Source organism: Flavobacterium denitrificans DSM 15936, assembly GCF_000425445.1.
GTDB lineage: Bacteria > Bacteroidota > Bacteroidia > Flavobacteriales > Flavobacteriaceae > Flavobacterium > Flavobacterium denitrificans.
The window spans coordinates 155092-168979 of sequence record NZ_AUDL01000012.1 but is presented as its reverse complement, the minus strand read 5'-3'; the positions used below and the strand labels follow the sequence as shown (position 1 = coordinate 168979).

Sequence of the window (13888 nt, the reverse complement as noted above, 5' to 3'; positions counted from 1 at the left end):
ACACCCATAAAAAAAGCTTCAATTTAAATTGAAGCTTTTTTTATTAAATTATATCTGCGAATTGCATATGTCCCGAACAATACTGCACATCCCGCCAAAACAATCAAATTTTGGTCAATTGGAGCCCCAGGAGGGCCTGGAATACCCGGGTCGTCTGCTGCTGCGCCAGCCGACCTATTTTGTGGCTGCGGCAATGCTGCTGGTGGATTATTTGCCAAAACACTTGAGATACTGATTAAAACAAAACAAATAGCAAAAAAAATAGTTTTCGTTATCTTCATAAGTTTAAACTTGCCATAGACAAGCGATATTAAATTAGACTTGGGGTCTTTTATGAAATTTCGTACAAGCCTTGTTTTCAAAGAGCTTTACCCGACAAATGTAGAAGATTTTTGCAAAAATACAACCCTAAAAACAAAAAAGCTTCATAAAATTTTATGAAGCTTTTTTTTGTTTTGTGGTCCCACCTGGGCTCGAACCAGGGACCACCTGATTATGAGTCAGGTGCTCTAACCAGCTGAGCTATAGGACCGGTTTGAGGATGCAATATTACTACTATTTTTCATTCACTCCAAATATTTTAAGACATCATTTGTATTTAATTCTATTTTGAAGCATCAGTATTAAATAACGCAATTGATTTTCAATACCTTATTTAAAAACGAAAAAGTTATTTTTTTATTTTATTTCTTGACAAAGCTCTACTAGAACGCCATTACTGTTCTTCGGATGAAGAAAAACTACCAATTTATTGTCGGCACCTTTCTTCGGAACTTCATTTATAAGCGCAAAACCTTCGTTTTTCAAACGAGCAATTTCAGCATAAATATCATCAACGTCAAATGCGATGTGGTGAATCCCTTCGCCTTTTTTTTCCAAAAATTTTGCAATCGGACTTTCTGGATTTGTTGCCATCAAAAGTTCAATTTTATTGACTCCCGTTTGAAAAAACGAAGTCAAAACACCTTCGCCCTCAACAGCTTCTTCTTTATAAGAAGGAACACCTAATAGCTTTTCGAACAACACATTTGCATCGTCCATATTTTTTACTGCAATCCCAATATGCTCTATTTTATTTACCATTCTTTTATTTTATTGGTTTACATATGTATTAAAGTAACCACATTCTGCAATCACATCCTGATAATATTTTGTATCCGAATAGTCTTTTCTTAAAGCCTTAAACGAATTCCAAGCGATAAAATTAATTTTATCATCTTGAATTTCCCAATAATTATTAATGCTATTGTATTTTTTATTGTAGTACTCGTTTCTTTCGCATTTCGAAATCAGAAACAAACATTTTGCTTTTTGTTCTTTATTTAAAGCCGCTTCAAAAGCTTTTTGATAATACATTTTCGAAACCGAATTATTTGTAATCATCTCTTTCATTGTACTTCTAAACGAGTACGGACTTGAGCCATACCCAACAATGTTATTCTCATAAAAAGTTCTTCCGTTTCCAAAATGTGAAATATTATAAAACGCATTTCCTAACAAAAGACTGTTTGTGTAAACATCTTCTTTTTGAGCCAATTTATCCTGCATCGATTTTATCGTTGTCAAAAAATCCATATAGGTATATTTTCTTTTTTGATATGCAGCGTGTTCGCAATCATGACAATCTTTTATATTTCCGTTAAACGGATTTCCTAGAAATTTATAGTATTGAACCGAATCAGTTTGCTTCAAAAACGCAATTGCTTCTGGAATTTTATTTTTGAAAGTCGCCTGAACTGCCTGAAAATTATTAATGTCTTTTAATTTCAAACTATAAATTCCCGCACCTGTTTTTTCAATTTCACTTTTATTCGATTTTTCCAAAAAGCTTTTTATAGCCAATAAATTCTTCTCATTATCATAAAACGAATTCCCGTCGTTCCAATAACTGTAACGTGATTCGCCAAAAATTTCAGCCATTACCAAATCTCCTTTTTCTCTATAAAGAGTCGACAAATAACTTTTGCTCCAAGAAGAAGCATTTTGATAGCGAAATTCTTGTCCTTTATACGTTTTTGGAAGCTCGTAATAGAGCCAATTCAAGTCTGCAATTATTGTTTTTTCATTTTTATCCGTCAACTTATCAATCTTGCTTAAATTGTTTACAAAACGAAGCAATCTGATTTGATATCCAGCCAGTTCTGTTTTAGGAAGCGTCTTTTCAGCTTTGTCAAAACTTTTATCAGCGTTTGAATATTCCCCTTTTAAGGTTTGCAGATACCCCAGAGACAAATCCCACAAATAAGGTTTTTGCGTATTTCCAGCATTTGCTATTTTAGCAACCAATGCAAAGGCATTATTATTTAGTTTAGATAGATTTTCAGTTTTATTTTCGGCAACAGTCTGGATTTTCACTGGCAGATTCTCTCCGGACTCTTGCTTAAATGAATTATTTATGGTGCGCTCTTGTATGTTAACCAATCTAGTTGCGAGATAATTCAAATGTTCACTTTTTGGATCTAATTCGTAAATTTTTTCGATTGCCTGTTTTTCATCTTTATAAAATCCATGAATTGCCCAAAGCGCTGCTTTCTCTTTACTATCTTTTGCCATTGCCAAAGATTTTGTCCAATCTGATTCATTTTTTGGGTGAAAACTATACGCCGTCACCACACGCAATTCAGGACATTTATCAAAGATTTTCGCATACAGATAATTTGAAACAGCATATTTTTTCTGCTTGTAATTAATTCCTGCAACATAACTCAATGCACGATAATACAATGTATTTTTAGCGACAGAGCTTTCTGTTTTATTAAAAAAATCAATTGCTTTTTGTTTATCATTGCTATAAAAACGAGCCTTCATGGTCAAGAACCAATATCTGTTTTTCAAAAACGGATCAGCAGTCGTATTATAAACATTCTCAATCGACTGAATCATTTTTGAATCATTAAACGTTTTTGCCACAACAGGATCATAACTCCAATAATCTTCGCCAATAGAAACCGTTTCTATTTTTTGAGCCAAATACAAAAACTCAATAAAACTCTTAATTTTATCATCTTTCAGATTCCATTTTTTACCCCACTTTTGAGAAGTTTTATTCTCTTTTTTATTCTTATAAAAAACATGAAGATCCGCAATTTCTTCTTTATTTTTAATTACATTTTTATCATCAGAATAATAACGAGGCTTTTCATCTCCAATTAAAAAATAATTCACAGTTGTAGTATCTGCTTTTCCTTTTAAGTAGGAAGCCCAATCTGATTTTATGTTTTTATTAAATCGGGAATTGTGCTCGGTATCAAATTCAATTCCATAAAAAATTGAACTAGACAAAAAAAGCGGCGAATAGGATTTATCAGCAAAAGTTTCAGGTGTGAAATTCGAATTATACCCAAAAAAATCCCAATCGTCTCCACCGGCACATGCATAAATCACACCGTAAATCGAAAGTAGTCCTGCGCTAAAAAACAGAAATAATTTGTTTGAAAATATTCTTTTCATAATTTTTTAAATTGAATTCGTCTAAATCGTAAAATAGTATTTCTCTTGGTGGCTGAGTGGTATTTTCGTTCAAATCTTCAGCCATATTTCTTAAATTTTCTGAAGAAATTGCTTCAATTTTAAGCAAATCATTTTCTTCATAATAAACCCCATTTTTATAATTAGATTGTCTGACTTTAAAAAAAACTGGACTAATCTGTACAAAATTTTTATCTTTCTTAAGCGCTCTAAAATTTAATTTTGATCGAAGCCCCAAAACCTTTTGATCTCGAATATGAATTACCCAAGAATAAATTGGAAGCGCATAATCCAGATGAAGCGGATATTTTTTTAAGCTGGAAAGATATTTTCCTGAAATTTCTCGGTTATAAATGGAATTTAGCGAATCCGGCGCGATACTTCCCATGTTATAAAACATTAAAACACCCGAATCAACATTCGGAATTTTTGTTTTCTCAAAATATTTTACCTGATGAAGCCTAATGGTAGCTGAAAGTTTTTTCTTTGAAAGTTTCTTAATCTGTTCAATAAACTCAAGATAATGTTCTTTACTTTTTAAAGTCCAATCACAATCAATCTGAATTTGTGTGCAGTTTAGTTTGTTCTTGCTGTTTATCTCATCAATCAAACCGATTGTCTTTTTGGCTAAATCTGAGACATCAAGTTTTGGTTCAAGCATTACTTTATTCTGAATAAAAACCACCGGAACAATCTCAAAATACTGCATATTCTCTTTGAAATGAATCGGACTTATAGGAATCGGAGCTTGTGTTTCTGGATGAAGCCCTATATCAAAATATCGAATATAAAGTTTACCTACATTGTTGTCTGTTAGAACTTCTTTTTCTGTTTCTGAAAATTTCAAATTGGTTTTCCAGTAATAAAAAGCGACTATAGGTTTGTCATTTTTACTGCAAGCTGTCAGCAAAAGGAAGATTGAAATCCAAAAATATCTTTTAAACAAAACGGAGTAATATTACATTTTTAGTCAAAAGTAAGAAAATATTACCATAAAAATACAGTGAATTCAAAATTTGGAAATCCTAATAAATAGATAAAAAATTTCGATTAAAGCAAATATAATCGTTATTTTGTGCAATCAAATTCAAAAACGATTATGTTGAAAAACACTCTCAAATACATTTCACTTTTATTGGTATTTTTAATGATGAGCTGTGCCAAAAGAGGCAGCATTACAGGCGGATTAAAAGACACGCTTGCTCCTGTTTTGCGATCAAGTACTCCTGAGAATTTCAGCACTAATTTTAAAGGAGATGAAATCATTTTGACTTTTGACGAATATATAAAGCTGAAAAACCTAAACAAACAGCTGATTATTTCACCTCCTATGAAGCATGAACCGCTTATATTGCCTACAACTGTAAGCAAATATATCAGCATAAAAATCAAAGATACTTTACAGCCAAATACAACGTACAGCATGAATTTTGGACAAAGTATTGCTGATAATAATGAAGGAAATGCTATCAATCAGTTCAAATACGTTTTTTCAACTGGACCTTATATTGATTCGCTTTCTGTTTCAGGAATCATCAAAGATTCTTATGACAAATATGTCGACAATTTTGTTTCTGTTATGCTTTATGAAGTTAACGATCAATACAGAGATTCTGTGGTTTATAAAGATTTTCCAAGATATATTACGAATACACTGGACAGTTTACGCACTTTTAAATTAGAAAATTTAAAGGCAGGAAAATATCTTTTAGTTGCCATGAAAGACAAATCAGGCAACAATAAATACAACCCAAAAGATGACAAAATTGGCTTTATAAAACATCCGATTACGGTTCCGAATGACACTATTTTTGAATTGGAATTATTCAAGGAAACTTTGCCTTTAAAAACATTCAAACCAATTCAGGCATCTGGAAACAGATTATATCTTCCGTATGATGGAAAACAGAATTTCAAGGTTTTAAAACCTAAAATTACGCTTAAAAACCACACTGAAACCCTAGAAACCATTGTAACGCAATTTCCTAAAAAGGATTCGCTTCAAGTTTGGTATAAGCCAATAAAAACTGATTCGCTTTCTTTGGAAGTTAATGCCGAAAACTATGACAAGAAATTCTCTTTCAAAATTAAAGACCTGAAAAAAGACACGCTGAATATCAAAGCGGTCCAAAGCGGCATTCTTAATTTTAGAGAACGATTTACGCTTGAATCTGAAACACCTTTAGTGAAATTTGATAAATCGAAAATTTCTTTGGTTAACAAAGATTCAGTTGCCGTAAATTATACAACAGAATACGATGAATTTGAGCAGAAATTGTATTTCGATTTCAAAAAAGAGCCATTAGAAAAATACCGTATCACGTTAATGCCTGGCGCCTTGACTGATTTTTACGAAAAATCAAACGATACTTTGTCTTACAAACTGACCACAAAGGAAGTTGAAGATTATGGAAACTTTGTCTTAAATCTTCAAAATGTAAAACGCTTTCCGATTATTGTTGAAATCACCAATAAAAAAGGCGATAAAGTGATTGCAAGCGAATATTCTGAAGGAAATACAAAAATAGAATTCAATTTACTGGAACCAGAAGCCTTTACAGTGCGTGTGATTTACGATGACAATAAAAACAAAATTTATGACACTGGAAGTTTCTTAAACAAAACATATGCAGAAGAAGTCTTTTATTTCCAAAAAGAAGTCGATGTCCGTGCCAATTGGGATGTCGATCAAGCAATTGATTTAAGCATTCCTTTTAGTCCTGAAGTCGAGAAACGAGATGACAAAAAGAAACTAAAAGAGGCTGAAAAGAAACGGAAAGCTTTCTAATTTTTTAACTTAAAAAAATGGATAACGATCTGATTATTGAAAAAAGTTGGCTCAAAAAGAATTGGACACGGATTAGTCTTATTGTTTTTTTAGCAATATTCCTTTTCATCATTTTATTGAATGCCAATTCTAAAAATGGTTTAGCCGATACTGTAAGTGCTTTAAAAGAAGATATTCTTTATGAGAAAGCAATACAAATTGCAAACAAAGACGCTACTGTTTTAAAAACAATTGGAAAAATTGGATCAATCGACAAATTAGCCATTTTAGAAGGCAATACTTCGTATACGAATAATAATAATTCTGTCAATTTATCGATTAGGATAAATGGCGATAAAAAACAGGCGAAATTAGATATTTACGCAACTAGAAAAAGTTCTCAATGGGATTATCAAAAAATCGTGATCCGAACCAAAAATCCAAATAAAGAAATTTCTGTTTTTGCAAAACCTTGAAAAAACTACGAAATCTTAATCTCAAAAACATCTTGATCACTTAAAAAATCAAGTTTTTTTCGAGTTTCCATCATTTTATCTTTATCCAATTCAACCACAAAAACACCAGCTGTTTCTTGTGGTTCAAGAATATAATGTCCTAAAAAATCAACTGCCTGCGAATGGCCTATGTGTTCATAATTATTGGCGTCAAGACCAAGCCTGTTAACGCCAATTGCATAGCTTAAATTTTCGATTGCTCGCGCTTTAAGCAACGCATCCCAAGCATTGGTGCGCACTTTTGGCCAATTGGCAACATAAATAAGTAAATCGTAATTTTCGACATTTCGGGCGAAAACCGGAAATCTAAGATCGTAACAAACCTGCAGACAAATTTTCCAATCTAAATAATTCACGATTACTTTTTCAGTACCCGCAGTATACGATTGATTTTCTCCAGCCAATGTAAACAAATGACGTTTATCGTAATATTGCACTTCTCCTGATGGAAAAACAAACAACATTCGATTGTAGAATTTTCCGTTTTCTGTAATGACAACGCTTCCAGTTATTGCAGCATTTTTTTGTTTTGCCTTCAATTTCATCCATTCAATTGTTTCGCCATGCATTGTTTCTGCAATAGCCGAAGCATTCATCGTAAACCCAGTCGAAAACATTTCAGGAAGCACAATCATATTTACCTCCGAAGTAATTTCATTGATTTTCAAATCAAAGTTTTCTCGGTTTTTAGAAGGATTTTCCCAATAGAGATCGGTTTGGATTAACGCAATTTTCATTTTTTATAATAGATATGAAGTCAAAAACAATTTAAAAATTAGATCACCACCAAACTCGGAACCGCTTTTTTATAAGGTTGCAATTTTTCATGCGTTGGCTCTTCTTCAGTAATTACATAATTCACGTCAGACAAACTCGCAATTTTCATTTTAAGAACGGTATTCAGTTTTTCAGTAATCGTTAAAACTGCTGTTTTTTTAGAAGCCTGAATCATTGCTTTTTTAACCTGAACCGTTTCCCAATCAGAATCCGAATAACCGCCGTCTACATCCAAAGCATTCGTTCCTAAAACCAATAGATCGGCTTTTATGTTAGCTAACTGATGAAAAGTTTCTCCGCTTATACACATTTGGCTATAAGAAGAAATGCTTCCGCCAATCATAATGGTTTTGATATTCGGTTTATCCAAAAGTTGTACAGCTGTTAAAGCAGTAATCGTAAAAACAGTCAAATTAAGATCATTCGGAATCAAACGGATAAATTCTCGAATCGTAGTTCCGCCATCCACAACCAAAACCATTCCGTCATGAAGAAGACCAACCGCTTTCTGTGCAATGACTTGTTTTGCCTCAACCGCATAAGTTTGATTCGATGAAGAATAGTGATATCCTTTAGTCATTGCACCACCTTTTACTTTAATCAAAAGCGATTCAGCGTCTAATTCATTTATATCACGTCTAACAGTATCTTCAGAAACGCCAAGTTTTGCAGAAAGAGTCTCAAAACTTACGCGCGTATGTAAATTGATTTCTTTCAGAATATGATTTTTGCGTTCTTCTTTGCTGTAATTTAAAACTTCATTTTCAGTACTCATGCCATTTATTTTTTTTCTACTTACAAAAATAAACATTTCGACAAACAATTCCTTCAATTCAAAAGTTGTCCTGCCATAAAAAACTCAACAATCAAGTTTTCAAACCATTTGCATATCTTTAAAACTTCTTTTTAATAAAAATCTAAAGTTTTTCTCTTATGAAAAAATTCCTTTTTTTATTTTTTGTACTTTTTTATTTCAACGGAAATTCCCAAAATTTTCAGCAGAACAACTCTATTATTCCTGCTCCAAATTTTTTCAAACTAACTGGAGATACTATTCGGATAAATGGAAAAGTTCATATTAATTTTAAAAACAAAAATTACAGCGAAAAGGAATTAAGATCGGCTAAAATTTTAGAATCGGCTTTGAACATTTCTGCTTCCTCAAAAAAATCAAATATCAAAATCGAATTTGACTCAAGCAAAAATCTTTCATCAAAAGAAGGTTATAAAATTGAAATCACTTCCAACAAAATCAGGATCGAAGGACAAGAAGAAGGCCTTTTTTATGCCGTTCAATCTTTGTTGCAACTTCTTCCGAACAAACCTTCAGGGACAGAAATTAAAATTCCGTGCCTAATCATCGAAGATCAACCCCGATATTCTTACCGAGGCCTGCATTTAGACGTCTGCCGTCATTTTTTCTCTATTGATGTTATAAAAGATTTTATTACACAAATGTCCAGCTATAAATTAAACAACTTTCATTGGCACTTGACAGACGATCAGGGCTGGAGAATTGAGATCAAAAAATATCCAAAACTGACCAAAATTGGTTCAAAACGAAATCAGACTTTAGTAGGAAATAAATTTGAAAGAACACCTTTTTTCTTCGACGGAAATCCACACGGAGGATTTTATACTCAAGAAGAAATTAAGGAAGTTGTCAAATTTGCCGAAGACAATTATGTGAATGTTATTCCAGAAATCGAAATGCCAGGACATGCTTCAGCTGCTGTAACTGCTTATCCAAATCTGGCTTGTTTTCCAGACCGAAATTATAAAGTCGTAGAATCTTGGGGCGTTTTTGAAGATGTTTTTTGCGCAGGAAAAGACGAAACTTTTACTTTCCTGGAAGATGTTTTAACTGAAGTTATGGCATTATTCCCAAGCAAGAACATTCATATTGGCGGAGACGAATGCCCAAAAACAAGATGGAAAGCTTGCCCGAATTGTCAAAAAAGAATCAAAGATTTAAGTTTAAAAGACGAACATGAATTGCAGAGTTATTTCATCAAAAGAATTGAAAAATTCTTAAATGCCAACGGAAGACAAATTTTTGGCTGGGATGAAATCCTAGAAGGCGGCTTGGCACCAAACGCAGCGGTGATGTCTTGGAGAGGAGAATCGGGCGGAATTCATGCTGCAAAACTGAAACATCCAGTCGTAATGACTCCCGAATCAACCGTTTATTTTGACTACAATCAAGGTTATTCGCCAAACGAACCGCTTACCGTTGGGAGATTGAGCACTTTAGAAAAAGTATACCATTACAACCCAACTCCAGTCGACAGTTTATCGGCTGAAGAACAGAAATATATCATTGGAGTTCAAGCCAATCTTTGGTCGGAATATTTGACGAATCCTGCAAAATTAAATTATATGCTTTATCCGCGACTGTTTGCTTTGGCAGAAATTTCATGGACAGAACCGAAAAACAAAAATTACAATCATTTTGTTCAGCATCAACTACCTTATCATTTAGAAAAATTAGAATTGCAAAATCGATTATACAAAGTTCCAACACCTTTTGGTGCAGATGAAACCGCTTCAATTGCATCAAAATATATTTTGGATTTAAAACCAACCATCAAAAACGGAAAAATATTCTATACAATTGATGGCTATAATCCTGATGAAACGGCAAACATGTATCAAAACCCAGTGACGATAAATGTTCCAAAAGGAGAATATCGAATTATCAAAACAATTCAAATTAGTGAAAATGGCAAAAGAAGCTCTATCAATAAAATTATCATTCAAAATCCTGATTTGAAACCAACTTTAGCCATTCAACCAACGAAAAATGGTTTGAAATATGAATATTTTACTGGAAACTTTTCTCAAGTTCAAGATTTAGAACTTTCAAAACCTGTTTCTTCAGGAATTTTGGAAGGAAAAATAAGTGCTGAAAAATGGAAAACGAAATTAGAGCGCTATATCGGCTTAAAATTCAGCGGATACATCTTTATCCCAGAAACTGGAAATTATACCTTTTCGACGCTTTCAGACGACGGATCAAAGCTTTTTATTGATGATGAGTTAATCGTTGATAATGATAACATTCATTGGGCAAATGAAGCTTACGGAGCTGTTAAACTAGAAAAAGGTTTTCATAAAATCAATATCAGTTATTTTGATTTAACCGGTGGCACAACTTTAAATTGTTTTATACAGAAGGAAGACCAGAAGAAAGAAGAAATAAATGCTTCTCAACTTTATTATGAATAGAAAACAAAAAAGAACAACTCTTTTGATTGGATGGAATTTATAAAAACTGCTTTATCCTCAAAAACCCCAGCGGGGTAAAATATTTATAGAAATCCATAAACAAATATAAAAAAAGCTCCAGCGGAGCGACATATATTACGTTACAAAAACATGTCGCTCCGCTAAAGCTTTAAATTGAAAATGGTTTTTCTTTGCTATAAATATTTCGCTTCTCTGAAGCTTATAAAAAAAGAGCTGTCTTTTTGAGACAGCTCTTTTTGATTGTATATAAAAGATAAATTATCCTTTTAAACTTGCTGCTAAATACTCACGGTTCATACGTGCGATATTTTCAAGAGAAATTCCTTTAGGACATTCTACTTCGCAAGCTCCAGTATTTGTACAGTTTCCAAAACCTTCCAAATCCATTTGGTGAACCATGTTCAATACACGGTCTGTTGCTTCAACTTTACCTTGTGGCAATAATGCATATTGAGAAACTTTTGCAGAAACGAACAACATCGCTGAAGAGTTTTTACAAGTTGCAACACAAGCTCCACAACCAATACAAGCAGCGGCATCAAATGATTTATCTGCATCATCTTTTGGAACTGGAATCGCGTTTGCATCAATTGTATTTCCTGAAGTATTTACAGAGATAAATCCACCAGCGTGTTGAATTCTGTCAAAAGAACTTCTGTCAACAACTAAATCTTTAATTACAGGGAAAGCTTTTGCTCTAAATGGCTCGATAAAAATCGTGTCACCATCTTTGAACATACGCATGTGCAACTGACAAGTTGTAACACCTCTGTCTGGTCCGTGCGCTTCACCGTTGATGAATAAAGAACACATTCCGCAGATTCCTTCACGACAATCGTGGTCAAATGCTACTGGCTCTTCTCCTTTGTTGATTAAACCTTCGTTAAGAACGTCTAACATTTCAAGGAAAGACATATCTGGTTCGATTCCATCGATAGGATATTCTACAATCCCTCCTTTATCTTGAGCGTTTTTTTGACGCCATATTTTTAATGTAAGTTTCATACCTTTTTCGTTTGAAAGTCATAAAGTCGAAAGTCGAAAGTCGCTTGGCACATTTTGCCTTTTGACTTTAAGACTTTGGCTTTCGACCAAATTCTTATTTATAACTTCTTTGAACTAATTTAATGTTTTCGTAATTAAGAGGTTCTTTGTGCAATACGGCATCACTTGGTTTTCCTTTGTATTCCCAAGCTGCAACGTATGCAAAGTTATCGTCGTCACGAAGTGCTTCTCCTTCTTCTGTTTGGTACTCCTCACGGAAGTGACCTCCACAAGATTCGTTACGGTGTAAAGCATCTTTTGCGAACAATTCTCCTAATTCTAAGAAATCGGCAACACGAGTCGCTTTTTCTAATTCCTGATTAAATTCAAAAGCACTTCCAGGAACTTTTACATCTTTATAAAACTCTTCACGTAAAGCAGCAATTTCTTCGATAGCTTCAGTCAAACCTTTAGCATTACGAGCCATACCTACTTTATTCCACATGATTTTTCCAAGTTTTTTGTGGAAATAATCTACAGAATGTGTTCCGTTATTATTGATAAATTTATTGATTTGATCTACAACTGCTTTTTCAGCTTCAACGAATTCTGGCAAGTCTGTAGAAATTGGTCCCATTTTAATATCTGGAGCTAAATAATCTCCGATAGTATAAGGAAGTACGAAATATCCGTCAGCTAAACCTTGCATTAAAGCAGAAGCTCCAAGTCTGTTTGCTCCGTGATCAGAGAAGTTAGATTCACCAATTGAGAAACATCCAGGAATTGTAGTCATCAAGTTATAATCAACCCAAGTTCCACCCATTGTGTAGTGAACCGCTGGGTAAATCATCATTGGCGTTACATAAGGATCTTCGTCAACGATTTTCAAGTACATTTGGAATAAGTTTCCGTATTTACTTTTCACGATATCAGTTCCTAATTTAGTAACTAAAGCTTTGTCATTTTCATTCAATCCTTTTACGTGAGCAGCTTCTTTTCCGTAACGTTCGATAGCCGCCGCAAAGTCAAGATAAACCGCTTCTCCAGTTTTGTTAACACCAAAACCAGCATCACATCTTTCTTTAGCCGCACGAGATGCAACGTCACGAGGAACTAAGTTACCAAAAGCAGGATATCTTCTTTCTAAGAAATAATCTCTTTCGTCTTCAGATAAATCAATTGCTTTTTTCTTTCCTTCACGGATTGCCTGAGCATCTTCTAATTTTTTAGGCACCCAAATACGACCGTCATTACGTAAAGATTCAGACATCAAAGTCAATTTAGACTGGTGATCTCCTGAAACCGGAATACATGTTGGGTGAATTTGCGTGTAACAAGGATTTGCGAAAAACGCTCCTTTTTTATGAATTTTCCAAGCTGCTGTTGCGTTACTTCCCATAGCATTTGTTGAAAGGAAAAATACGTTTCCGTATCCTCCAGAACCAATTACTACCGCGTGAGCAGAATGTCTTTCTATTTCTCCAGTGATTAAGTTACGAGCGATAATACCTCTCGCTTTTCCGTTCACGATTACAATGTCTAACATTTCGTGACGGTTGTACATTTTGATTTTACCACGACCAATCTGACGGTTCATTGCAGAATAAGCTCCTAGCAATAATTGTTGCCCTGTTTGTCCTTGTGCATAAAATGTACGAGAAACCAAAGTTCCTCCAAAAGAACGGTTATCTAAAAGTCCACCATATTCACGAGCCAATGGCACCCCTTGAGCCACACATTGGTCAATAATATTTGCAGAAACTTCAGCTAAACGGTGAACGTTTGCCTCACGTGCACGGTAGTCCCCACCTTTTACAGTATCGTAGAACAATCTGTAAACTGAGTCACCATCACCTTTATAGTTTTTTGCCGCGTTGATACCTCCTTGTGCAGCAATAGAGTGTGCACGACGTGGAGAATCTTGGAAGCAGAATGCTTTTACGTTATATCCTAACTCTGCCAAAGTAGCCGCAGCCGAACCTCCAGCCAAACCTGTACCAACAACGATAATATCTAAATTACGTTTGTTAGCTGGGTTTACTAAATTAATATGATCTTTATAATTTGTCCATTTGTCCGCTATAGGACCATTTGGAATTTTTGAATCTAATGCCATTATAATTGATAT

The 13888-nt window shown here is 33.9% G+C and carries 11 protein-coding genes and 1 tRNA gene; 3 read left to right on the top strand and 9 right to left on the bottom strand.

What is annotated here, in order from left to right; genetic code table 11:
* Positions 1-23: 23 nt before the first annotated feature.
* The 5 genes from H600_RS0108155 to H600_RS0108135 all read right to left on the bottom strand — a co-directional run bounded on the left by H600_RS0108155 (position 24) and on the right by H600_RS0108135 (position 4315).
* Positions 24-281 (bottom strand): hypothetical protein, encoded by a 258-nt coding sequence (locus H600_RS0108155; RefSeq protein ID WP_026728319.1) that lies wholly within the window; start codon positions 279-281, stop codon positions 24-26.
* Positions 282-458: 177 nt separating this feature from the next.
* A tRNA-Ile gene (locus H600_RS0108150) sits at positions 459-532 on the bottom strand.
* A 146-nt stretch (positions 533-678) separates the two neighbouring features.
* Positions 679-1083, bottom strand: a complete 405-nt coding sequence (gene mce, locus H600_RS0108145) for a methylmalonyl-CoA epimerase (protein WP_026728318.1) — start codon at positions 1081-1083, stop codon at positions 679-681.
* A gap of 9 nt (positions 1084-1092) precedes the next feature.
* Positions 1093-3450, bottom strand: coding sequence for a hypothetical protein (locus H600_RS0108140; protein ID WP_026728317.1), 2358 nt, complete (start codon positions 3448-3450; stop codon positions 1093-1095).
* Complete coding sequence (locus H600_RS0108135) at positions 3410-4315, bottom strand: hypothetical protein (RefSeq protein WP_245176547.1); 906 nt, start codon at positions 4313-4315, stop codon at positions 3410-3412. The genes H600_RS0108140 and H600_RS0108135 overlap by 41 nt, the downstream gene beginning before the upstream one ends.
* 252 nt (positions 4316-4567) lie before the next feature.
* On the opposite strand from H600_RS0108135, the gene H600_RS0108130 reads away from it, so the two are divergent.
* The gene (locus H600_RS0108130) at positions 4568-6256 is read left to right on the top strand and encodes an Ig-like domain-containing domain (protein WP_026728315.1); all 1689 of its coding nucleotides are present in this window, start codon (positions 4568-4570) and stop codon (positions 6254-6256) included.
* 17 nt (positions 6257-6273) lie between these two features.
* Positions 6274-6711 carry a cytochrome c oxidase assembly factor Coa1 family protein gene (locus H600_RS0108125; RefSeq protein WP_026728314.1) on the top strand — a complete coding sequence of 146 codons (438 nt, stop codon included), beginning with the start codon at positions 6274-6276 and terminating at the stop codon, positions 6709-6711.
* 5 nt (positions 6712-6716) lie between these two features.
* Here the strand turns inward: H600_RS0108125 and H600_RS0108120 are convergent, their stop codons facing one another.
* A complete protein-coding gene (locus H600_RS0108120) occupies positions 6717-7487 on the bottom strand; it encodes a nitrilase family protein (protein ID WP_026728313.1) in 771 nt (256 codons plus the stop codon).
* A 38-nt stretch (positions 7488-7525) separates the two neighbouring features.
* Positions 7526-8302, bottom strand: coding sequence for a DeoR/GlpR family DNA-binding transcription regulator (locus H600_RS0108115; protein ID WP_026728312.1), 777 nt, complete (start codon positions 8300-8302; stop codon positions 7526-7528).
* Positions 8303-8460: 158 nt separating this feature from the next.
* Between H600_RS0108115 and H600_RS0108110 the strand changes: the two genes are divergently transcribed.
* Positions 8461-10755, top strand: a complete 2295-nt coding sequence (locus H600_RS0108110; protein WP_026728311.1) for a family 20 glycosylhydrolase — start codon at positions 8461-8463, stop codon at positions 10753-10755.
* A 279-nt stretch (positions 10756-11034) separates the two neighbouring features.
* Here H600_RS0108110 and H600_RS0108105 read toward each other — a convergent pair whose 3' ends face one another.
* Positions 11035-11781, bottom strand: a complete 747-nt coding sequence (locus tag H600_RS0108105) for a succinate dehydrogenase/fumarate reductase iron-sulfur subunit (protein ID WP_026728310.1) — start codon at positions 11779-11781, stop codon at positions 11035-11037.
* Between the two features lie 94 nt (positions 11782-11875).
* Positions 11876-13876 (bottom strand): fumarate reductase/succinate dehydrogenase flavoprotein subunit, encoded by a 2001-nt coding sequence (locus tag H600_RS0108100; protein ID WP_026728309.1) that lies wholly within the window; start codon positions 13874-13876, stop codon positions 11876-11878.
* Positions 13877-13888: the final 12 nt, after the last annotated feature.